Genomic DNA, 23,622 nt, shown 5'->3' with positions numbered 1-23,622 from the left:
TCCTCCTTCTAACGCATATACATTCCGCCGTTAATTTCAATTGTTTCTCCGGTTAAATAATTTGCTAAATCTGAAGCCAAATATAAGACCGCACCCGCAACATCCATAGGTATACCTTCCCGCTGTAAGGGAATCCCTTTCACTGTATTTACTCTGCCTTCATTTGTCGTAAACGTATCGTGGAAAGGCGTATTTCCAATAAAACCAGGCGAAACGGCATTAACGTTTATTTGATAGGGTGCTAATTCCTTTGCCAACGCTTTTGAAAAAGTTAGGGTAGCAGCTTTTGAAGTCGCATAAGCAGCCGCTCCTGGACCACCACCATTATGAGCGGCAACTGAAGTCATATTAATGATTTTTCCACCGTGTTCTTTCATAAATGGAATCGTTTGTTGTGACACTAAAAAGGTACTTGTTACATTTATATCAAGTATTTGATGCCACAGCTCTTCTGGCATTTCTTCCACTGGCATTCTTTTCACTAAATGACCAGCATTATTGACTAAAATATCTATTTTTTGATGAAAAAAATCAGCCGCATCCTGAATAAAAGAAACAATTTTCTCTTTTTTTAATAAATCGGCTTGTATCGCGATTCCTTTTTGCCCTTTTTCTTCCAAGTAACGGACCACTTCTTCGGCACCTTCACTATTGCTACCATAATGAACGACAACATCAGCCCCTGCATCTGCCAAGGCTAAGGCAATCCCTTTGCCTATTCCTGTGCCTCCACCTGTTACGATCGCTTTTTTTCCTTTCAAATCAATCATTTTAACTCTCCTTCCTTACTCCATTTAGTTAAACGCTTTCATTTTAATCAAATTCAATGGCTTTACACTCAAAAGTTTATCAATGCAAGCTATATGTTCACCAAGGGGATTCTTTGTATTTTCCTTGTTTTTTTTTAGATAACCTAAAAAATGAACCTTAGATGTTCAAAAAGAACTTCTAAGGTTCAACCCATTTTATGTTAATAGATCTTGCCTTAACGGAGTAAATGTATCTAAAAGGGCACCGTTTTCTAAAGCAACCGCACCATGTTGACAATGGCTTGGTATAAACAATGTTTCACCAGCTTCCAAGCGGTGCTTGACACCATCAAGAGTAAATTCAAATACTCCTTTTAAACAGTAGGTAAACTGTTCATGAGGATGACTATGCTCTGAGCCCACAGCTCCTTTTTCAAAATGAACTTCCATCATCATAATGGATTGACCAGGTTCAAAAATCTTCCTTTTTACCCCTGGCTCAGCTTGTTCCCACTCTCCAACCATCATTTTACACCTTCCTTCAAAACGTGGATTTTGTCTAATGCTATCATGTGTAACAAGGTCTTAAAATTGGCTGATTCAAGATTGCCTTGGTTTCTTTTTAGATCGTCTGTTTATGAGGAAAAGATTTTCTAGGAATCGTCATCGTTACAGTTGTCCCCTGCTCCACTTCACTAGTTACTTTTAATCCGTACTCCTGACCAAAAATAAGCTGAATTCTGCGATGGACATTATTGACACCAATGCCCATATGTTGATTTAGTTCATGAACACTTTCTGAGCTCAACTTTTGTCTAATTTCATCCAACCGTTCCTCACTAATACCTGAACCATTATCCATAACATCTATATACAAGAGCTCGTCTGTACATCTAGCTCTAATGAGAATGTTCCCTTGATAAAATCGTTTTCTTAAGCCATGATGAATGGAGTTTTCGACTAAAGGTTGTAAAGTAAGTTTCACTATATCTTCTCGTAAAAGGGATTCGGCAATATCGTAGTCAATATCAATTTTCTCTTGAAAACGGTGCTGCTGAACGATAAGAAAGTTTTTTATATGGTCAAGTTCATCTTTTATTGTCACAACCTCAAAGTTCCTAATCGAGTACCGAAACATATTAGATAGAGCTTCGGCCATTTCTGATATTTCTTCCGATTCATTTAACACGGCATAAGCATTCATCGTTTCTAAAGTATTATGCAAAAAATGTGGGTTTATTTGAGATTGTAAAGCTTGTAATTCTGTTTTTTGCTTCTCTAATTTAATCTCTTGATTCCTTAACTCGGAGGCATACAAATCCTCTACTAATTGTGATAGCCTTTCCACCATCATGTTATAGCTATTAACCATCGAACTCATTTCATCAGAGCCTTTTAATTCCTTAATCTTTCTCCACTCGCCTGTCTCCACTTTTTTCATTCCTTGTTGAACTGTTTTTAAAGGTACCACAATACTTCTGGCAAACCCTTGTGAGATACCAAGAGCCAATACCAACGCAATAACAGAAGCTAAGAGTGCACTTCTTTGAATACCTGATACAGGCTCTAAAACACTCTTAACTGGAGTCATAGCTAAAAGTGTCCATCCTGTATTCATAGATTTATTATGATAAAATAACATCTCTTCTAAATCCCATTGACCATGAAAGGAACCACTTTGTTCTACTTCCATTTTTTCAACTAATTCTTCATCAATTTTTTTTCCCAATAATTGCGGATTCTGATGATAGACAATCCGTTCATCTCCTCCTACGATCACAAAGTCAATGTCATTATTAGGTCTAGATAAATTCCATAATTGTTCTAATGCCGAGGCATCTACCTCAATCCCTAAGACCCCTTTTGGTATAAAAGAAGTAGCACCACGAATTCTTCTCGTTATACTTAGAACGTATTCATTCTTATTAAGGCTTTGATTCGCAAGTAAGCTAACTCCTCCACTATCGACAGTCGTTTCTAGTAAATGCTCATACACTTCTTCAACCGGCCGTTGGTTCGCCATTAAAGAGCTTCCATCCGATAAAATATACTGATGATTCTCTCCTATAATATATAAAAGGTTAATATCACTATTTTGCATTTCTACTTTATTCATTTCACTTAAAATATCTCGATATAGCATATAACGTTCAAATGGTTGGTCCTCTTTTAGATCTAAAAAAGATCTCACCTTTCGATCCATCAAAATAGTCAGAGTCGCTAACTCTAAATCTCTTATATAACGTTCTGTTTGAAAACTAATATTCTCTACAATCTGCTCTAGATGATTTTCGGCTTGTTGTTTGATTTGATTAGCCGCCTGTATATAAATAAAAATAGAAGCGAGCGAAATGGCTAAAATGATAACAAAGGCAAAATAAAGAACCATTCGTATTCTGAGTGATAAATGATAAAACCACTTTTTCATTAGTTAATGCCCATTTTTATTCGGTAATCAGATGGAGTTTGTCCCGTATATTTTTTAAATGTTTTCGTAAAATGTGGGTGATCATTTAATCCAATTAAACTAGGGATATCCGTTACTCTCACATCTTTTTTTAATAATAACTTTTTGGCTAATTCCATCCGTTGTCTAATGCGATAAGCGATAAATGTTTCACCTGTTTCTTTTTTAAATAAATGACTAAAATAAGATGGATTTAATCCAAGCTTTTTAGCCACTTCTTCTAAACTAACTTCTTGGTCTAAATTTTTATGAATAAACTGTTTCGCCGCTTCAATGGGATCAAGTTCATTTCCTTTTCGTTGCTGTTCAATCATATGAATTAATTGAAGACACTTTTTATATAAAGTTTGATTCGCCTCTTTTGTTGTTTCAACATCAATTTGCCAATGAAAGGATTGAAAGAGTCTACTGCCTTTATTGCTAATTCGTCGATATAAAACCTCAAGAATATGTGTCAATAAATCATTATAATATTTTATCCTTATCCTCTTATCCTCGACTTGCTGGAGCCATTCACCATAAGTAACTTCCAGCGTCTTTTTATCAATATCCCATATAACGGTTTCTAATGAGTTTATAAAATGTTCCACTTGACTCGGGCCAATAAAATCATCGTTTTTCTCCTCCAAATTTTGCAGGCATCTTTGGATCGTCTCTGATAATTTCTTTTTCGTAACTGGTTTTAATAAATATTCTTGAACACCAAATTGTATCGCCTGTTGTGCATAATCAAACCGATCATAACCTGATACAATCACCCATTGTGTATCATTCATTTTCCCTTTCCACTTGTTAATCAGATTCAGACCATTCATCTCATTCATTTCTATATCCGTAAAAATAAGGTCAAATCTCTGTTCCTTCAGAAGATAGTCCGCTTCTTCAGCATTGGCACATTCCATTAGTTTTGTAAGGATAAAATGTTCAAGCTTGATTTGTGTTAACAACTTCAATAAACCTTTACGTATTAATGGCTCATCCTCTATAATCAAGATTTTCATTAAAACACTCCTTCTCTACATATTGAAAGCGTTTACTTAAAACGAATTATAACGAATATTCAGAAACCATTGTACTGTTTTTTTCATTTCATCCAAAAAAAACACAAATGATACGTAATAGACTCTCTTGTTGTAAGCCTTTTCATCTCTTAAGATTAAGCTACATTTCGATACAATCAATCAAAATATTCATTACTAAGTTGAACCGAATGGCTTTTTGAAACCAAAACGGAGACGGCGGAATGCCCGAAGACTCCTGCGGGATTAGTGAGGGAAGGGAGACCCCGCAACGTGAAGCGAAGAGGCTCCCGACTCACCCGCGGAACGCGTAGGACATTCCGCTGGCGGAGTATTCCAACTTGCCCACAGGACGTGGGTACAAGGCGTTGCGGCAGGATGGCGCGAACTTAGCGTTGTTCCTTAGTAACTCGCTTCTGACCAAACGGACTTCGCTTTATATCATTCCAGCTACGTCCGTTAGAAGCTCGAGAAAAATCGCCCATCTGAATGAAGACAAAAAGCGTCTTCATCATCTGTTCTTATTTTTTCTCGCTTCTGACCAAACGGACTTCGCTTTATATTAAAGGAGGGTAATATGACGATGCATGTTGAAACGAACAAGTCACAACCAATAAAAAAAATAGTCAGAAAAGAAAAATTAAGACGCAATTTGAGATCGATTTGGAAATATAAAGCTCTTTATTTAATTGCTTTACCAGGAGTTGCTTATTTTATCATCTTTAAGTACATCCCTTTACTCGGCTCCATCATTGCTTTTCAAGACTACAATATTTTCAAAGGTATAAGAGATAGTGAATGGGTCGGCTTTGCACAGTTTGAAAAAATGTTCACTTATTCAGAGTTTTTAAGAATTCTCCAAAATACACTTTTAATTAATTTTTATGATTTACTTTTTGGCTTTACAGCTCCAATCATTCTCGCACTCATGCTTAATGAGGTTCGCAAACTAGTACTTAAACGCATGATCCAAACAATTGTCTATATGCCCCACTTTCTTTCTTGGGTTATTATTAGCGGAATCTTTATTGGCATTTTATCGCCTTCTACTGGTCTTGTGAATAAAGTGATAGAATTATTTGGCTTTGAGTCACAATACTTCCTTGGAGACAATAGTTTTATTCGCTCCATCATCGTAGGGTCTGGTATTTGGCGTGATACAGGGTGGGGCACGATTATTTATTTAGCAGCACTAGCTGGAATTAATCCGAATTTATATGAAGCAGCGGAAGTAGATGGAGCAAATCGCTGGCAACAAACTTGGAGTATCACCTTACCTGCCCTCCTACCTACGATTACCGTTTTATTTTTATTACAGATTGGAAACTTCTTAGACTTTGGTTTTGAACGTGTCTACGTATTTTTAAATCCCTTAAACCGAGAAAATGGAGAGATTTTTGATACGTATATTTATCATGCTGGACTCCTTCAAAATCAATTTAGTTATACGACTGCTGTTGGTATTTTTAAGTCGGTCGTCGGTCTCATTCTCTTAGTTGGGGCGAACTTTTTAAGTAAAAAGACAACAGGAAATAGTTTATATTAATATGGAGGGATAACAATGGCCATTAAAGATAGTACGCCACGTAAAATCTTTTTATTTTCAAATATCACCATACTCATTTTCATTTCACTTCTTATGCTCCTCCCTATTTTACATGTCGTCGCTCAATCGTTTAGTAGCTCTGGAGCGATCGACCGGGGAGAAGTTAGCCTTTTTCCTGTCCAGTTTACATTAGACAATTATCTTTTTGTTTTTCAAGATATGAGTATTTGGAGGTCTTTTGGTGTTACCGTATTTATTACAGTGTTTGGTACATTATTTAATTTAATCGCAACCGCCTCTCTCGCTTATCCACTTTCTAGAAAGGAGTTTATCGGCCGACGCTATTTATTATTTATGGTGCTTTTTACAATGATTTTCTCGGCACCATTAATTCCTACTTATTTATTAATCCAACAACTAGGGCTACTTAACTCATTATGGGCGTTGATCTTACCTACTTCCATTAGTGCCTTTAATTTCTTTGTTATGCGTTCATTCTTTTTACAAATTCCTCAAGAATTAATAGACGCTAGCCGGATGGATGGATGTAGTGAATTACGTATCCTCCTTCAAATTATTTTGCCTTTGTCCAAACCGGCACTAGCAACTCTCGGCATTTTTTATGCTGTGTTTCATTGGAACACTTATTTTCACGCCTTAATGTTTATTAGTGATAGAAAATTATATCCCCTACAAGTAAAATTAAGAGAAATGATTGCCGATGACTCTCTTGTGGCGGATCCTACCTCTGATATTTTTACAACAATGCTTTCTAGCTCACCAGAGGGGATTAAAATGGCTGCTATCGTCGTTGCGACTATACCTATTCTGATGATTTACCCTTTTCTCCAACGCTATTTTATTAAAGGCTTTATGCTAGGAAGTATTAAAGATTAAGAAATAGAGTCTTAAAAATACACAAAGATACCTAAAAAGAATCCATTCACTCTTTGATAATATCCTGTTAGTTTATTAAATGTAAGCACTTACAATATCTTAGGGGGGCATTATATGCAAAATCGTTTCGTTGTTCATTTGATTTGGCTCTTCATTCTCATTCTTTTAGTCGCTTGTTCGAGTAACAATAACACGTCCACTGATTCATCAAGTAATGACACAAGTAAAAATGAACCGACAAATGAACAAGAAGAACCGCTTGAATTTTCTATTTCCATGAGAACTCTAGCTACTGAATATGTCGAAAACCATCCAGATATTAATAATGACAAATGGGTACATGAACTAGAGAATATTACAAATTCGGATATCCATATTGAGCTAATTCCCCACAGAGAGTATATCGAACGAATGACGTTACTACTGGCTTCAGGTGATATTCCAGATGTCGTCCAAGTATCAGGTGGTTTATACGGCCCAGAGCTTGCGGGAGCTGTTGAAGCTGGAGTCTTTATGCCATTAAATGACTTATTAGAAGAGCACGGACAAAATTTATTAAGTGTTGTTCCACAAGAGGCTTGGGACCAGGTTACAGATGCGGATGGCATCATATATGCGATTCCCGATTATTTAGCAAATCGTTCTAGACGTGGCATGGCGATTCGAATGGATTTACTTGAACAATCGGGATTAGACATCCCTAAAACAACTGACGAATATTTAGCCGTCCTTCGTGCCTTTAAGGAGCTTGGTGTAGAAAATCCCTATCAAGGTCGGGAGCAATTTAAATATGCGGACACGTTCTTTGGAGCCTTTGATGCTTATCCCTATCAATGGGAATTCTATGAAGGAGAAGTCGTTCCGAAATTCATGGCCGGAGATAAAATATTAGATGCATTAGAATTTTATCGAATTATGTATGAAGAGGCCTTAATTCACCCTGAATTTTTAACTACACCTCAACCTGTATACCGTAGTAACATTATTGCAGGGAAAGCTGGAATGTGGTCGATGAATGCTGAAGAAGTTCTATCATGGGAACAGGAAATTCAATCAAACATTCCAGAAGCTAAAGTGGAAATTATTCCTTCTCCTGTTGGAACAGATGGAAAAGGCGGTCATTACCTTTATAACTCAACAACACGTGCATTCTTAATTAATAATAGCACTGACGTTGACATTAAACGTCTCATTCAATTCTTTGACTGGCAAGTATCTGAAGAAGCAGAAAATTTCTTTACTTTCGGTCTTGAAGGAGACACATACACGGTTTCCTCGGAAGGGAACATAGATTATACAGTCCCAACAGACATTAATAGCATCAATGAACAACGATATCGTAATTACTGGCTCTGGCTAATACGTGATGCTACTTTTACTCGAGGCGTCCTTGAGCAATCCGAAGATGGGCAAAAGTTGATCGAAATCTTTGATGGTACTCTAGCAGAAGAAGGTCGGGACAGTATTCTCTTTGACCCTCCTTTAGATACATTACAATCAAACCCAGAAATTCGCCCTGGAAGTGATGTTCCAGCCGACCTATGGTTAACAGGTGCTGCTGAAATCATCTTAGGTCGAAAACCACTCGAATATCATGATGAGATTATTAATAATTGGTTAAATAAAGGTGGAGCACAAGTGATTGAAGAAGCAACACAACGATATAATGATGGCGTTGGGATACAAATACCTGAGGAATAAAATATAATGAGCTAACAGCTGTTCGTCCCAAGAAAACGAGTCGGGAGAAAGCTCATTCCCCCTCTTTCTACATTTAGGTAATACAAAAAGGGTTGTTCCAAAAGTCATAAAATGACCTTTGAGGGTCCATCCCCTTTTTGAATATTATAAAAGTGAGGGGGAAGACTCCGCTTCCGATATGGCTACACAAGAGATTTAAAAATTTATGAGAGTGAATCCATATGAAGGTTGCCCCTGTATCCCAGCGGACGAAAACATGCGGAGACTCCTGTGGGAAGTAGTGGCAGGGCCGAACTAGCTAGCTAAGCTAGCTAGTTCGGCGCCACTCCACCGGACGCGGAGCATGATTTTCGGGAGCGGTGAGTATCGCTGTATCGCTCGCTAATCTCATTCAAAAATAGTCAAAGCCGATGTATTTTACTCCTCGTAAAATACATCGGCTTTTTCTATTTAAGGGCTTATGGAGCAGCTCCTTCCTTTTTTTACATCCGAAAAAAATCAGCCCACTTAATCGTTTCTTCTTTTTTTCTAAAGATTAATAAACAAAGAAGTAAAATAAGCGTTAAAGTAATCGTTCCTGTTAACGGTAGTTGGTGAATCATATCACCAAACGCTGTGTAAATAATCGCTGGTGGTAAGACAAAAAGAATGGAGCGCATCGCATAATCTCGAAAATGGTTAGTCGTTTCAAATACATATAGGGAGACAAAATGAAAATGAATAAAAGGGATGAGGCGAATGACCATCAATTGTAAATCCGTTAACTTGTTGCCACTTTTCATGATTTTCCCTTTAAGCTGCGAAAGCCTTTGGCCAAAGTTCGGAAAATAATGAATAAGTAAATAGAAAAAAAGGCTTGTTAAGGTTAGTCCAATAATGGAATATAAAGCCCCATATAAAGTGCCAAAAATATACCCTCCTACTAAACAAGTTAATAAGACAGGTATAAATAAAAATGGACGAATGATATGCAATACAATAAAAAAGAATGGGGCTAGCCAACCACTAGCTTCAATAAACTGCCTGGCCGCTTCTATTTTTTCATTCATTCGACGCCCCCCTTTCTCGTATAGTTTATGTTCGTTCCCCTAAGAAGATGAAGATGACCATAAAAAATTGCACAAATAAAATGAGTGGAATTCCGACTGTAAAGCTTTTATGTTTCGTTTTATGTCGATATACCTTCATCGCATTAAATACACCAAAACTCCCACCCATAATGGCAATAAAAAAGAGCGTCTTTTCCGGGATTCTCCGTTCTTTTCTTTGAGCCCTCCTTTTATCCTGAGCCATGGTCGTATAGCCAATAAAGTTAATGATCACTAAATACATAAGCAGTAATGGCATCATCTCATTTTCCCCTTTCTCTAAATGAAAAAAAGCCGACAAAGTTGAATTTTAGCTTTGTCGACTCTTTTCCTTATTTATTCTTATTAAGCATTTAAGCTAGCTTTAGCTTTAGAAGCTAATTCAGCAAATGCTTTTTCATCGTTAATCGCTAAGTCAGCTAAGATTTTGCGGTTAACATTAATTTCAGCTAATTTTAAACCGTGCATTAAACGGCTGTAAGAAAGACCGTTGATGCGAGCAGCTGCGTTGATACGCGTAATCCATAGCTTACGGAAATCGCGTTTTTTCTGACGACGATCACGATAAGCATATAGTAAGGACTTCATAACTTGTCCTTGTGCTGATTTAAATAATGTATGTTTAGAACCGTAATAACCTTTTGCTAACTTTAATACCTTTTTACGACGACGACGTGCGACATAACCGCCTTTTACTCTTGGCATCGAAGTTACCTCCTTTTTTTATCCGAACAGATTGATTATTTTTTGTACGTTAACATTTGACGAATGCGTTTGAAATCACCTGAGTGCACAATAGCAGATTTTCTTAATTTACGTTTCTGCTTTTGAGATTTGTTACCAAACATATGGCTAGTAAAAGCGTGAGCACGCTTAAGCTTTCCAGATCCAGTCTTTTTAAAACGCTTAGCCGCGCCTCTGTGAGTTTTCATTTTTGGCATAACTGAGGTCCTCCTTATTATAAAAGTTCAGCTGTTACTTTTCTGCTTGTGGTGCCAAGATAAGAAACATGCTACGACCTTCCATCTTTGGCTTAGATTCAACTACCGCAATATCCTCGCATTCTTTAGCAAGTCGCTCTAATACAACTTTACCAATTTGAGAGTGAGTAATCGCACGTCCGCGGAAACGGATAGCTGCTTTTACTTTATCTCCTTTTTCAAGGAATTTACGGGCGTTACGAAGCTTTGTATTAAAATCATGATCCTCAATTGTCGGGCTCAAACGAACCTCTTTAACATTGATAATCTTCTGTTTTTTACGCGCTTCTTTGTCTTTCTTTTGTTGCTCATAACGGAACTTTCCGTAGTCCATAATTCGACATACAGGTGGTTTCGCTGTTGGAGCGACACACACTAAATCAAGATTAACGTTTTGGGCCATTTCAAGTGCTTCTTGTTTTGTCTTCACACCGACTTGGTCACCATTAGCTCCAATGACACGTACTTCACGAGCACGAATTCCTTCATTGACTAACATGTCTTTACTAATAATCAGCCACCTCCAAAAGATTTTAGCGGATCAAAGCATTGCATTCCCATGCTTTAGGAAAAATAACCTTTTTTTATCGCTTTAAGGCAATAAAAAAAGTGTAGGCGCTAGACGCCCACACTTGTACATTCACTAATCATGAATCCCATCATACCTGGCAACTGCTCAATAAGCGTCAATCAGGTGAGAAGCGGGCGCTTCTGCTTGCTTTGTTTCCATATTCGATTCCAAATAACTATATCACGATCAATTGAAGAGTGTCAACTCAAAATGACTGACCTTGTTATTTTAACGAATCTTTTCAATAAATGCAATGGAAAATTTACATTTTTTTAAGATATCCACTATTTTCATGTTTAAAGTAAAGTATTTTTGGGTATATAAGCACGCATAGAGCTGAAAGAGATAACGTTATCTTCCTATGTCACTTTAATATACAGAGACCACCGAAAAACACCGGATATGAGCTTAATTTGTCTTACTCCGCGAGCTGCAGATCTCCCGTTTTTAGTCCACTCATCTATTCCATTGACTATCGATTTCATTTCTTAAGTGCGTGATCCAATCCTTGAGTGGAACTATCCTTGAATTTTTCTCTCCATACTTACGAATGTTCACCGCATTTGCATAAGCTTCTTTATCACCCAAAACGAGTGTATAAGGTACTTTCTGCATTTGAGCTTCACGAATTTTATAATTTAATTTTTCCTCACGAGTATCGATTTCAACACGAAGACCATACGCTTTTAATTCTTTTTCTACTTTTTTAACATAACTTAAATGCACATCCAATGATACAGGGATTAATTTACATTGAACAGGTGCAAGCCAAGTCGGAAACGCTCCAGCAAAATGTTCTGTTATAATCCCGATAAAACGATCGATAGAACCGTAAATGGCTCGATGAATCACGACTGGTCTAACCTTTTTATTATTCTCATCAATAAAATCTAAACCAAATTTCTCTGGCATTTGGAAATCAAGCTGGATTGTGCCACATTGATGACTTCTTTTTAAAGCATCCTGTATATGGAAATCAATTTTTGGTCCATAAAAAGCTCCGTCGCCCTCATTTAATTGATAAGGAAACTGACTAACTTCCAAAACATTTTTTAAGGCGGCTTCAGCTTTTCCCCAAATTTCATCAGATCCCATTGCCTTTTTTGGACGCGTCGAAAGTTCAATCGAATAATCAAAACCGAACGCTCGATAAATTTGATCAATTAATTGAATCATCCCTTTAATCTCTTCTTCCATTTGATCGGGTCTAACAAAAACATGAGCATCATCCTGACAAAAAGACCGAACCCGTAACATACCATTTAAAGAACCACTTGATTCATGCCTGTGAACTTGCCCAAATTCAGAATAACGAATCGGTAAATCACGATAGGAACGCAACGCTTGTTTATAAATCAACATATGACCAGGGCAGTTCATCGGTTTTAAGGCAAAATTTTGCTCATCGACTTTAGCGAAGTACATATTTTCATGATAATGCTCCCAATGGCCTGACTCTTCCCATAAACGCTGATTCATCATAAACGGTGTCCTTACTTCATCATAGCCATTCCGATTTTGCATCTTTCTTGAAAATTGCTCAAGCTCATGACGAATGATTTGACCCTTCGGTAAATAAAAGGGCATACCAGGAGCTTCTTCTGAGAACATAAACAACTCTAACTCCTTCCCTAATTTTCGATGGTCACGTTTTTTCGCTTCCTCTACCATCTCTAAATGACCGTTCAACTCATCTTCTTTAAAAAAAGCTGTCCCATAAATTCTTTGTAGCATCTTATTTTGACTGTCTCCCCGCCAGTAGGCACCTGCTACATTTAATAATTTAAAAAATTTAATTTTACTCGTTTCGGCAACATGAACTCCACGGCACAAATCAAAAAATTCTCCTTGTTCATATATTGAAACTTGTTCCCCTTCTGGTATCGCGTCAATAAGCTCGAGCTTGTAGCAATCATCCATTTCAGTAAATCGTCTTAGTGCCTCCTCTCGACTAACTTCAATTCTTTTTATTTCTAGGTTTTCAGCTACAATTCTTTTCATTTCCTTTTCAATCTTTGGCAAATCCTCCACGGAAATACTTTTATCGGAATCCAAATCATAATAAAAACCATCTTCAATAACCGGTCCTATCCCTAGCTTTATATTTGGATAAAGCCTTTTTAGTGCTTGAGCCATTAAATGAGCTGCACTATGACGCATAACACTTAAAGCTTCCTTCGTTCCCTCAAGAACAATCTCCAATTTTCCTTCTTTAAAAAGTGGTTGCCTTAAATCAACAAGCATGCCATTCCATTTTCCTACGACCGCCTTTTTCTTTAAGTTTGGACTAATGGAGAGGGCAATTTCCTCTGGTGTTATCCCTTTCTTCCCTTCTATTTTCAATCCATCAGGCAAAATAATCTCAATAAATTCTGACATTTAAAATCACTCCTTCGCTTAAAATAAAGGGCTCATTTTCCAATGAATAGTTGCCATCGATTCGCAACCAAATTAATCCCCTAAAAAACCCATTAAAAAAATAGCAAATAAAAAAACACCCATCCCCAAAAAAGGGACGAGTGTTCGTCGTGTTTCCACCCTTGTTTCCATACCCATACAGAATATGACTTCTCATACACGATAACGAGTGTGAATCGGCTTCCATTACTACTACTCGGTTCACAGAAGCAGTTCAAAGGCGGTAAGTAAAACGACGTATTAGAAAGCTCCCACCTTCACTTTCCTCTCTGTAAATCGTCTCGTTTTACCTTTTGTCCTCATCAAAACTATTTTGTAATCTCCAATTTCATTTGTTCAATAAACCGTTCTAACGAAACAGAATCTGACTTCTGCTCACCATATTTTCGAATGTTCACGGCATTCGCTTCTACTTCTTGATCACCTAATACGAGCATATACGGTGTTTTTTGCATTTGGGCTTCCCGGATTTTGTACCCAAGCTTTTCGTCACGCTCATCAATGGTGACACGTGCTCCAATCGCTTGTAATTGCTCTTGAACTTTTTTCGCATAATCTAAATGCACTTCTGGAGAAACAGGGATGATTTGTGCTTGTACTGGAGCAAGCCAAGTTGGGAAAGCTCCTTTGTATTCCTCAAGTAAAAAAGCGACAAAACGTTCCATAGTCGAGACAACGCCACGATGGACAACGACTGGACGATGTTGCTGACCATCTTCGCCAACATAAGTTAAATCAAAACGCTCTGGCAATAAGAAATCTAATTGCACAGTCGATAATGTTTCGTCTTTTCCTAAAGCGGTACGAACTTGTACATCAAGTTTCGGACCATAGAATGCCGCTTCACCTTCTGCTTCATAATAATCCACATCAAGCTCATCCATTGCTTCTTTTAACATCCCTTGTGCTTTATTCCACATTGCATCGTCATCAAAATATTTTTCTTTATCTTCTGGGTCACGATAAGATAAACGGAATTGATATTTATCAATGCCAAAATCTTTATAAACCTCTGTAATTAGATGAACGACACGCAAAAATTCTTCTTTAATTTGATCGGGGCGACAGAAAATATGAGCATCATTTAAAGTCATGCCACGAACCCGCTGTAAACCTGATACTGCACCAGACATCTCATAACGATGCATCATCCCAAGTTCAGCAATACGTAATGGTAATTGACGATAACTACGCATGTCTTGTTTATAAACCATCATATGATGCGGACAGTTCATCGGACGAAGCACAAACTCTTCATTGTCACGTTCCATCACCGGGAACATATCATCTTGATAATGGTCCCAATGTCCAGATGTTTTGTATAATTCTGAGCTTCCTAAAATCGGTGTATAAACATGCTGATAGCCTAAACGCTCTTCTTTATCCACGATGTAACGCTCAATAATGCGGCGAACCGTTGCCCCTTTTGGTAACCATAGTGGCAGACCTTGCCCAACTTTTTGCGATAAAGCAAAAATTCCTAATTCTTTTCCTAACTTACGATGGTCACGTTCCTTCGCCTCTTCTAAAATGCGTAAATGCTCTTTTAAATCTTCTTTTGTAAAAAAGGCCGTTCCATATACACGTTGCAACATTTTATTTTTGCTATCACCACGCCAGTATGCACCAGCTAAATTAAGAAGCTTAAACTCTTTAATTTTATTTGTAGAAGGAACATGAATTCCACGACATAAGTCAAAGAACTCTCCTTGCTCATAAATTGTTACTTGCTCACTTTCCGGAATCGCTTCAATTAACTCTAATTTATATGGGTCTTCAATAGCTTGGAAACGTTGGACTGCTTCGTTACGACTGACTTCCACTCGTTTAATCTCTACATTTTCCGCAATGATTTTTTTCATTTCTTTTTCAATCGCTTTTAAATCTTCTGGTGTTAAATTTTCCTCAGCATCAATGTCGTAGTAAAACCCACCTTCAATCACCGGACCGACACCAAATTTTGTTTGCGGAAATAAACGTTTAATCGCTTGAGCCATTAGATGAGCCGTGCTATGACGCATAATTTCGAGAGCCTCATCACTTCCAGCCGTAATGATTTCAATATTTCCACCTACTGTTAGTGGAGTACGTAAGTCGATGAGCTCTCCATTTATTTTTCCAGCATACGCTTTTTTCTTTAATCCCGGACTGATTGATTGAGCAATATCTTCAGTGGAAACACCATGTTCAAATTCTTTTTTTGAACCGTCTGGGAAAATGATTTCGATTTGTTCTGCCATTTTTCTTCACTCCATTTCAATTCGTTACGCTATAAAGGTTCTTATCAAAAGACTTTTTTATACACAAAAAAACCCATCCCTAAAATAAGGGACGAGTAATCGTCGTGTTTCCACCCTTGTTCTCATCACGTAATGTATCGTCACATACTACGTTTTGACTTCTCATACATGATAACGGCTGTGAGCCGGCTTCAGCTATTCCAAATGAACTTGTTTCACTGTCGCAGTTCAGAGGTGGTAAGCATCACGTCGTATTAGATGACTCTCACCAAATGTCACCCTCTCTTCAAACCGGTTCGCAATCCTCTTGTCCTCATCAATACTTCTTTACGCTGTAACTATGTTATGTAGTATTATATGGAGTGTTCAAAAGAAATGCAAGTGGAAGTTTAGTTTATATATTTTTTTCATTCATAAAGTCTAACAGACGATAGACTTGTAATCGTTCTTGGAAAATGGCCTGAAGCGAAAGAATCACTCCATCATCTGCCGTGTCGGAAAAAACCTTAACTTGTTTTGGAACAAGACTCACTAAAGGACTAATGACCATTTCCTCCACATTCAAACCTTGTTCAAAAATTAAATCGACTTCAAGATAAAATAAAATTTCTTCCTGTGTCACTTTACGAAAAGTTGAATCATAAAAAGTAAACTTTTGGTCATCATGAACAACGTAAATAAGTTCATATTTTGCTTGTTCAATTTGAATAAATTGTCTAAAACTTTCAATCATGTTTTGATATTCTTGCTCAAGCATATATTCATCAATTGCCATTTCCACACAGTCAATTAACATTTCCCCATAACTTTTTAAACGAAAGGTAAGAAAGGGCTCATAATAAAAAGTCGTCTCTTCATCCAAGCTATTAGCAAACGCTTGATAAATATGTTCATGTCGGTCAAAAAAGGGAAGCAATGCGGGTAAATCATCTCGATCCCCTTCTAAAATCGATTTTGCTATCGCTAAAATTTGCTGCTGTTCCTCTTCATCATGAAAGAAAAACACCGATTCAATAATGTCTAAAATCCATTCCTCTTCCTTCGAGCGAATCACATAATCCGTTAAAACTGACGTCACAAATGGATGAAATGAGTCATAAAAGCTCACATACTTATTATGATAATGTAAATGAATCGTCTCATTCCCATCTAAAGCAACCGATGCCTCTAACCCCACATTCGAAAACTTTTTAAAATACTCACGTAATTGTTGAAATAATTGCTGGCAATGCTGCTCCTCTTCAAAGTGAATAGCTATCAACACCTATTCCTCCTTCCCCTATCGGTTCAATTGAATATCACAGCTCAAACATCCACATTACTAGATATTTATACGGATTCCGCTTTTATTCGTTTAAACCAAAGGTACCTATCAATTCTTATATTATCCCGATTCAGTATGCTCGTTTTTGTTCGCCTACTTCCATCCTATGTTGTCCAAAATAAATCATGACAGGTTAAAAAAATTTTTTCCTAATTATACGAGGGGGAGTAGGGTTAATAGCCGAAATAAGCAATAAAAAAACCTAGCTGCTAATAAAAGCAGCTAGGTTTTTTTGATTGATTATCCTTTTTCATACGTCCACAAATTTAATTTTGCATAATAAAATCTTTTTCTGCGGATTCGTTTTCTTCAAATGTACGGATAATATTATATCTTGTGTCACGTTGAGCTGGAACTTTTCCTGCTTCACGAATGAGTTGCAAAATTTGATTGGTATTCACTTTATGTGTCGTATTTGCAGCTGAAACGACGTTTTCCTCCATCATCGTACTGCCGAAGTCATTACACCCATACTCTAATGACAGTTTACCGACTTCAGGTCCCATCGTTACCCATGATGATTGGAAATTTTTAATGTTATCTAAGAAAATACGAGAAATCGCGACATTTTTTAAATAATCACGCGATGTTAATTTTTTATACTTACGTAGTGCCGTATTTTCTGGCTGTAGTAACCAAGAAATATAAGCTGTAAAGCAGCCTGTCTCATCCTGAGCATCACGAACACGTTGCATGTGTAAGGCACGTTCTTCATAAGATTCCCCAAAGCCGATGACCATAGTAGCTGTTCCATGCATGCCAACTTTTTTCGAAACCTTCATCGAATCAATCCATTGCTCCCACGTTACTTTCAAACGACTGACTCTTAATCTCGTTTCTTCTGTTAGAATTTCAGCTCCACCACCAGGCATACTATCAAGGCCGGCTTTATGAAGCTCGGACAATACTTCTTCAATCGAAAGGTCAGAAACCTCAGCAATTTTCCAAATTTCTGCTGGTGAAAAAGAATGCATCCAAATGTTTGGGAAACGTTCTTTAATCGCTTTCAGTAAGTCTGTATAATAATCAAGCTTAAGGTTCGGGTTTGTTCCACCTTGCATTAAGATCTCTGTTCCGCCCACATCAAGGGTTTCTTGAATTTTACGGAAAATGATTTCGTTATCTAAGACATAGCCTTCCTTTGAGTTAGGAGGACGATAAAAGGCACAAAAGCTACAATATGTGTCACAAAAGTTTGTATAGTTTACATTACGTCCAATGACAAAGGTTGTGACTGGGTCTGGGTGCCATTTTTTCATAATTTGATTGGCTACTTCCCCAATTTTCTCAACTTCATCACTTTCATAGAGTTTCACGGCATCATCCATTGAAATACGTTCTCCATTCAATGCACGATTCAGAATAACATCGATGCTCATGATTTTTAAACCTCCATCAACATTCTAGAATATGTTCATCGTATCACAAAATCGACCTTTCGGAAAGCGAAGAAGATTGGAAAGTCATCCTAATGAGGCCAACCCAAACGTAACAAAAATTATGATTCTCGACGGTTTTTACCTTCAATTGTAATCATTTTTGTATAATGTCTGATTCTCTCCATAATCCGTAAAGCTTTTAATTCCTCAGTCCCACTTTTATCGGAATACATTAAGTGTTTTTCTAAACCCTCATAATTGTAATTCGAAGTAAATACAGTAGGAAGTTTTTCAAACATTCGATGCTGCAAAATCGAACCCAAAACTTCATCACGGACCCAAGGGGACATCGTTTCTGCCCCAATGTCATCTAATATTAACACTTTTGCCTTTTTGACAGAGTTTAGCTTTTCTTGAAGAGTTCCATTTCCGATCGAATTTTTCATTTCTGTAAAAAAGTCTGGCGTATAAACGGTGTATGTTTCAACTCCACGTTTCATTAGCTGGTTGGCAATCGCTCCGACAATATACGTTTTACCGACACCAAAACGCCCGTATAAATAAAGCCCCATCGGATCCTCTCCAGGGTTCACATTCCCTGCAAATTCGATCGCTTCGGCAATTGCATCTGCCCGTGCATCATCAAAATCAATCGTTTGGAAATCTGCTTCGAATATTTCCCTAGGAATATAAAGAGACTTAATTAAATCATTTCGTTTTCTCCGTTCAATTGCATGTACCTTTAAGTGACAGGCGTGGTAAGTTAAATCCAAATGCCCCCGACTTATGACTAATTCAGGTTGATATCCTTGCATCATATTCGGGCATTTTTCTAAACCTGGACACTGCTCACAATGGTGACGTTCCTTTTGATATTCAAATAATTTAATTAACCCTTGCTCAAGTGTTTCTTCGGTTAGCTCCGGTTTATTAATGATCGCCTTTTGAACAATCGGATCCTTAAGTAAATCACTTTTTGCCTGCTCTAACTTTTTATCCAAATTGCCACCGTCATCCCACTGATTAAAAGCTGATTGAATCGTTCTCATCATATGTCACCACCTTTTCTTATCCATTATTTAACTTCTTCAGCATCGCTTCAAACCGCTTTTTTGCATCCGAATTTGGTTCAGGTTCTGATTTGTTTTCTTCTATCTCTTTTTCACTTCCATCACGATTATGCTGTTTCTTTTCTTGTTCTCTATCCTTAACCAACCAATCAGGCAGTTGCTCTTGACGTCCTTGTTGCTTTGAGCTTTTTCTTTGCCCTTGTTTAGTCGCTCCCTGTTTCTGCTCTGCGGCTTTCTTTTTCTCTTGCTCGAACTTCGCAAGCTTCATTGCTTCAGGAACCGTTTTGACTTTTTTACGAGCCCAGTGTCCCGCGATTTTATCAATAAAGGCTTTTGATAACTTCATATCATGTTGCCAGAGCACATAATCCATTAATACATTAGTAACACCTGGATTTAATTGATGATCGATTAACAAAGACTCAATGATTTTGACATCTGCCGCTGCTGGCTTCGAGCCGTCCGAACGAATTTCTAATAATAAAAGCGGTGGCGTCGTTTCGTAAAAATGAATCGTTTTTTCCTCGTCAGTTGTCGGTTTCTTCTTTTCGTTGACGCGATGATTTAATGGCTGAGTTTTCATCCCTAAGGCAGGTGGTTCATTTCCATTCTCCATCTTGTACCACTCTTGGGCCCTTTTCCTTAATTCAACTAGATTAATTTCTTCATCATGAACCATTGCTTGTGAAATAATCCGGCTCATCTCTAAAGGAGCAATTTGATACACAAAAGCAAGACGTAAAATTAAGTCCTTCACCTCAGTGGTAATAGCCTTATCAGGAACAATAAAAGAGGAAAGATCTCTTTTCATTAACTCATAATCAAACTCCGAATCATAAACCTTAAGATAATCCTCTCGTTCGTTATCAATAAATTGTGTATCGGTTTGTCCTTTTACATCTGATAAAGTTTCCGACCTAGAAGTAGGAGAAAGCTCTGAATGCTGCAACGACGTAAACACTTCGCCAAATGAATACGTTAGTTCCTCATAGTTAGCTTCGTCCATTTTCTCCAAAGAAAAACGGTCCCGTAATTGTAAATAATGATTTTTTCCAATTCTATTATATAAAAAAACACTGTATACATCATTTTTAAAAAACTGAGCTGGCGACATCGGTGCCCTCAGATGATACAAATATGTTGAATGTTCCTCATGACTTTTTTTAAATGTTTTTAATAAACCGATTGCTTCTAATTTCTTTCGCTCTTCATAAATGGTTTGTAAATCTAAGCCCATTTGTCCCATTAGTTGCCTATGAGTATGTTCCTCACACCAGTACTGGTCTTTCTCTAATAAATAATACATCGTCATATAGAGACTGCTTGCTAACGCCCCAATCAATGGCTGATATAAGAGGGTTAAGACATTCTTATCAGTATCACTTAACGGTGTTGTCAGACGAACGGTAAACCGATCAATTGGGATAAGTTCTTTCCAATGCCAACTCATAAATCTATTCCCTCTACTTTCATTTAAAGATATGGACGATTTGAAAAAGAGCCCTCAGCGACGTGCGCCTTAAGCTCCTTAAGGATTAACGGTTTTTATTCATTAAGTCAGTTAGTTCCTTTATAAACACATTAATATCTTTGAACTGTCGGTAAACTGAAGCAAACCGTACATAAGCTACATCGTCAATATCAGCTAATTGCTCCATCACTAATTCGCCAACATCATGACTTTGTACTTCATTTGAACCTTTACCACGTAAATCACGTTCCACGCTATTGACAATGTTCTCAAGCGTTTCAAGTGAGACCGAACGCTTTTCACATGCACGAATCAATCCACGCAGGATTTTATCTCTACTAAATTCTTGTCTTGTCCCATCCTTTTTAACAACAATTAATGGAACCTCTTCAATCATTTCAAAAGTGGTAAATCGCTGGTTACAAGCTTCACACTCTCTTCGTCTTCTGATCGAACGACCTTCATGACTAGGTCTTGAGTCTAACACTCTTGTTCCATTATGATGACAAGTTGGACATCGCATATAACCATCTCCAGTTTTTAACCATGACCTATTATTAGGCATCATTCATCTTATTATTCGATAAACATTATGAATCATTCTAAACAAATTCAGTTTGATCAGACAGACATCGAATCTCATCAAATAATCATAAAAAACTCCACACTCATAAAACCGAACCTTTTTTATTACTATTATTTTATAAAAATTTTTCCGGCATGACAAGTCTTACAATAATTGATCCCCAATTCCAGTTCCAATAAAGGTAAGCTCTTTATCGAGCTGTTCATAAAAGGAAATCACTTGCTTTTTACTTTTCCCAAAATCGGTTGGTAAAAGAGAATCCGTTGAAATGGAAAAATCTACTGCCGTTTTAAAAGGGCGGACGGTAATAACAGTCACAATAATCAACTGCTTTGTTCCTTTTTGTTCTTGTCCAATGATTTCACCGCGTTCCACTTCTGATCTCTTCACACGAAATCCATTTTTTTTAATAAGGCTCTCAACAGCTTCCATTATTTTTTCCTTGGAACCTTTATAATACCTTGTTTTTAATTGATCGTTTTGGTGTGCTTCTCTAGTTTCCGTTCGATTACTTGAAATAAATACAATCACATCACGAAATCCCATAATACCACCCATCTCTTCATTTATGTATAAACAATATTATATCATACAGATTGACTTTTTTGGTCAACTATCCGTTTCATTTTTTAGGATTAGACAACGAAATAGTCCTGATTTAATAAGGGTAGAAAAGAAAAAGGGATTTGAATAAAAGGGACAAAAAAGAGAAGGTCTCCCTTCTCTTTTTCCTTAACATCTATTACAATGCTTGTACTTTTGTTTTTTCAATTCTAACTGGTCCCATGCCACGTGGCACTTCGATTACCTCAGATGTTGTTGCATTTAAAGCTTCAGCAATATAATTAGATGCGACATTCGGATCAATAATGTCTCCACATGTATAGACATCAATACTTGCATATCCATGTTCTGGGAAACTGTGAATCGTCAAATGAGACTCAGAAATGATAACCACTCCGCTCACTCCGTGTGGAGCAAACTTATGGAAGGCTACTTCTCTAACCTCCGCTCCAGCTTTTAAAGCTGCGTCAACAAACACCTGCTCGATATAGTTCATATTATTCAACTTCTCCACATTACAACCCCATAATTCTGCGATAACGTGACGACCCATTGTGTCCATAAGTTGAATCCCCCTTTACAAAAAATATTCATGCCTTCTCAAGCATGTAGATACGTTCAACTACACGGGGGAAAGTTAGTCCAGAGAGGTCCTAACCCTTTCTGTAGCTAGACATATCAATTTTGCTTTAATTGAAGTTCACGAAAATCAGTATACTTGTTTTAATTCACGAATGCAACAGGAATTTTTAATTTCCCTTTTGCTTTTTGCGAATTTCGACAATTGGAACTTTACGCTGATTTACCTTAACCCCAATCATCCTTTAGGTTAACCGTTTCTAAACAAAATATCAGATGAAGTTTGTTTTTTATTTTCCACTGTCTCGTTCATTCCCCATAGTCTCTGGCTCAAAACAGTAAAAACACCTTCATCTTCTTAGGATGAAGGTGCAAACATTTTCCAATCTGATATTAGCTGGTCAACCTGCTCATACGTTTTTTCTAGTGTGTCATTATTATAAATAATGGCATCTGCTCGCTCCATTTTGTCCTTTAATGGCATTTGTGCTTGAATTCGTTTTAATGCAGCCTCTTTAGTTGATTGATCGCGTTCCATTAAACGAGATAATTGGATATGTTCCTCTACGTATACTAATAACACCTTATCCACTAAATGGAATAAATTACTTTCAAATAAAAGCGGAATATCTAACACCACTGTTTGATAACCTTCATTTAGCCATCTGTTTTTTTCTTGGACCATTCCTTGCCTTACAGCTGGATGAACAATCTTATTTAACTGTTCCCTCGCTATTGGATCATTAAACACAATTTCACCGAGGCGCTTTCGATGAAGGGTCCGATCTGGCATTATTACCTCTTCACCGAATGTGTCGACAATTTCCTTGTAGGCGTCTTCTCCAGGTTCAACCACTTTTCGAGCGATTTTGTCCGCATCGACAATTGGAATTCCGTTTTGTTTTAAATAAGTTGACACCGTTGATTTTCCACTGGCAATTCCGCCTGTTAATCCAATAATTAATGACATAAA

Annotated in this window: 22 protein-coding genes and 2 other annotated features; of the genes, 3 read left to right on the top strand and 19 right to left on the bottom strand. The window is 37.3% G+C overall.

The features are described from left to right. Positions 1–8 precede the first annotated feature (8 nt). The 4 genes from AA0017_RS02440 to AA0017_RS02425 all read right to left on the bottom strand — a co-directional run bounded on the left by AA0017_RS02440 (position 9) and on the right by AA0017_RS02425 (position 4,217). Positions 9–770: an SDR family NAD(P)-dependent oxidoreductase gene (locus AA0017_RS02440; RefSeq protein ID WP_413379197.1), complete on the bottom strand. Its 762-nt coding sequence runs from the start codon at positions 768–770 to the stop codon at positions 9–11. 195 nt (positions 771–965) lie between these two features. Then, positions 966–1,274: a cupin domain-containing protein gene (locus AA0017_RS02435; protein WP_413379195.1), complete on the bottom strand. Its 309-nt coding sequence runs from the start codon at positions 1,272–1,274 to the stop codon at positions 966–968. A gap of 97 nt (positions 1,275–1,371) precedes the next feature. Next, a complete protein-coding gene (locus AA0017_RS02430) occupies positions 1,372–3,177 on the bottom strand; it encodes a sensor histidine kinase (protein ID WP_413379193.1) in 1,806 nt (601 codons plus the stop codon). Beyond that, positions 3,177–4,217 carry a helix-turn-helix domain-containing protein gene (locus tag AA0017_RS02425; protein ID WP_413379191.1) on the bottom strand — a complete coding sequence of 347 codons (1,041 nt, stop codon included), beginning with the start codon at positions 4,215–4,217 and terminating at the stop codon, positions 3,177–3,179. The genes AA0017_RS02430 and AA0017_RS02425 overlap by 1 nt, the downstream gene beginning before the upstream one ends. A 595-nt stretch (positions 4,218–4,812) precedes the next feature. On the opposite strand from AA0017_RS02425, the gene AA0017_RS02420 reads away from it, so the two are divergent. The 3 genes from AA0017_RS02420 (at position 4,813) to AA0017_RS02410 (ending at position 8,379) form a co-directional block, all read left to right on the top strand. Continuing rightward, positions 4,813–5,781, top strand: coding sequence for an ABC transporter permease (locus tag AA0017_RS02420; RefSeq protein WP_413379189.1), 969 nt, complete (start codon positions 4,813–4,815; stop codon positions 5,779–5,781). A gap of 15 nt (positions 5,782–5,796) precedes the next feature. After that, on the top strand, positions 5,797–6,678 hold the full coding sequence (locus AA0017_RS02415; RefSeq protein ID WP_413379187.1) for a carbohydrate ABC transporter permease: 882 nt from the start codon (positions 5,797–5,799) through the stop codon (positions 6,676–6,678). A 114-nt stretch (positions 6,679–6,792) separates the two neighbouring features. After that, entirely contained in the window at positions 6,793–8,379 is a 1,587-nt protein-coding gene (locus tag AA0017_RS02410) for an extracellular solute-binding protein (RefSeq protein WP_413379185.1), read from the top strand. 482 nt (positions 8,380–8,861) lie between these two features. Here AA0017_RS02410 and AA0017_RS02405 read toward each other — a convergent pair whose 3' ends face one another. The 15 genes from AA0017_RS02405 to coaE form a co-directional block, all read right to left on the bottom strand. After that, positions 8,862–9,428, bottom strand: coding sequence for a TVP38/TMEM64 family protein (locus tag AA0017_RS02405; RefSeq protein ID WP_413379183.1), 567 nt, complete (start codon positions 9,426–9,428; stop codon positions 8,862–8,864). A 25-nt stretch (positions 9,429–9,453) separates the two neighbouring features. Then, complete coding sequence (locus AA0017_RS02400) at positions 9,454–9,729, bottom strand: DUF1294 domain-containing protein (RefSeq protein WP_413379181.1); 276 nt, start codon at positions 9,727–9,729, stop codon at positions 9,454–9,456. An 83-nt stretch (positions 9,730–9,812) separates the two neighbouring features. Continuing rightward, a complete protein-coding gene (gene rplT / locus AA0017_RS02395; RefSeq protein WP_004427296.1) occupies positions 9,813–10,172 on the bottom strand; it encodes a 50S ribosomal protein L20 in 360 nt (119 codons plus the stop codon). A gap of 35 nt (positions 10,173–10,207) precedes the next feature. Next, positions 10,208–10,408, bottom strand: coding sequence for a 50S ribosomal protein L35 (gene rpmI / locus AA0017_RS02390; protein WP_004427294.1), 201 nt, complete (start codon positions 10,406–10,408; stop codon positions 10,208–10,210). 34 nt (positions 10,409–10,442) lie between these two features. Then, a complete protein-coding gene (gene infC, locus AA0017_RS02385) occupies positions 10,443–10,946 on the bottom strand; it encodes a translation initiation factor IF-3 (RefSeq protein ID WP_413379178.1) in 504 nt (167 codons plus the stop codon). A gap of 98 nt (positions 10,947–11,044) precedes the next feature. After that, positions 11,045–11,170: a sequence feature (ribosomal protein L20 leader region), on the bottom strand. Between the two features lie 304 nt (positions 11,171–11,474). Then, on the bottom strand, positions 11,475–13,397 hold the full coding sequence (thrS, locus tag AA0017_RS02380) for a threonine--tRNA ligase (RefSeq protein ID WP_413379176.1): 1,923 nt from the start codon (positions 13,395–13,397) through the stop codon (positions 11,475–11,477). A gap of 129 nt (positions 13,398–13,526) precedes the next feature. Next, positions 13,527–13,751, bottom strand: a binding site (T-box leader). After that, complete coding sequence (thrS, locus tag AA0017_RS02375; RefSeq protein ID WP_413379174.1) at positions 13,745–15,676, bottom strand: threonine--tRNA ligase; 1,932 nt, start codon at positions 15,674–15,676, stop codon at positions 13,745–13,747. It overlaps the preceding feature by 7 nt. 394 nt (positions 15,677–16,070) lie before the next feature. Further along, complete coding sequence (ytxC, locus tag AA0017_RS02370) at positions 16,071–16,940, bottom strand: putative sporulation protein YtxC (protein WP_413379172.1); 870 nt, start codon at positions 16,938–16,940, stop codon at positions 16,071–16,073. A 326-nt stretch (positions 16,941–17,266) separates the two neighbouring features. Next, positions 17,267–18,379 carry a cyclic dehypoxanthinyl futalosine synthase gene (gene mqnC / locus AA0017_RS02365; protein ID WP_413379170.1) on the bottom strand — a complete coding sequence of 371 codons (1,113 nt, stop codon included), beginning with the start codon at positions 18,377–18,379 and terminating at the stop codon, positions 17,267–17,269. A gap of 119 nt (positions 18,380–18,498) precedes the next feature. Next, positions 18,499–19,431, bottom strand: coding sequence for a primosomal protein DnaI (gene dnaI, locus AA0017_RS02360; RefSeq protein WP_413379168.1), 933 nt, complete (start codon positions 19,429–19,431; stop codon positions 18,499–18,501). Positions 19,432–19,447: 16 nt separating this feature from the next. Next, positions 19,448–20,899 (bottom strand): replication initiation and membrane attachment family protein, encoded by a 1,452-nt coding sequence (locus AA0017_RS02355; RefSeq protein ID WP_413379166.1) that lies wholly within the window; start codon positions 20,897–20,899, stop codon positions 19,448–19,450. A gap of 85 nt (positions 20,900–20,984) precedes the next feature. Then, positions 20,985–21,443, bottom strand: a complete 459-nt coding sequence (gene nrdR, locus AA0017_RS02350) for a transcriptional regulator NrdR (RefSeq protein WP_413379164.1) — start codon at positions 21,441–21,443, stop codon at positions 20,985–20,987. Positions 21,444–21,650: 207 nt separating this feature from the next. After that, positions 21,651–22,052 carry a DUF1499 domain-containing protein gene (locus tag AA0017_RS02345; RefSeq protein ID WP_413379162.1) on the bottom strand — a complete coding sequence of 134 codons (402 nt, stop codon included), beginning with the start codon at positions 22,050–22,052 and terminating at the stop codon, positions 21,651–21,653. Between the two features lie 196 nt (positions 22,053–22,248). Then, complete coding sequence (gene speD, locus AA0017_RS02340; RefSeq protein WP_413379160.1) at positions 22,249–22,632, bottom strand: adenosylmethionine decarboxylase; 384 nt, start codon at positions 22,630–22,632, stop codon at positions 22,249–22,251. Positions 22,633–23,007: 375 nt separating this feature from the next. Beyond that, the gene (gene coaE / locus AA0017_RS02335) at positions 23,008–23,619 is read right to left on the bottom strand and encodes a dephospho-CoA kinase (protein ID WP_413379158.1); all 612 of its coding nucleotides are present in this window, start codon (positions 23,617–23,619) and stop codon (positions 23,008–23,010) included. Positions 23,620–23,622 lie beyond the last annotated feature (3 nt).

Origin of the sequence: Alkalihalobacillus phoenicis, assembly GCF_047302405.1 — a bacterium.
Taxonomy (GTDB): domain Bacteria; phylum Bacillota; class Bacilli; order Bacillales; family Bacillaceae_D; genus Alkalihalobacillus.
This window is presented reverse-complemented; position numbering and strand designations above follow the sequence as displayed.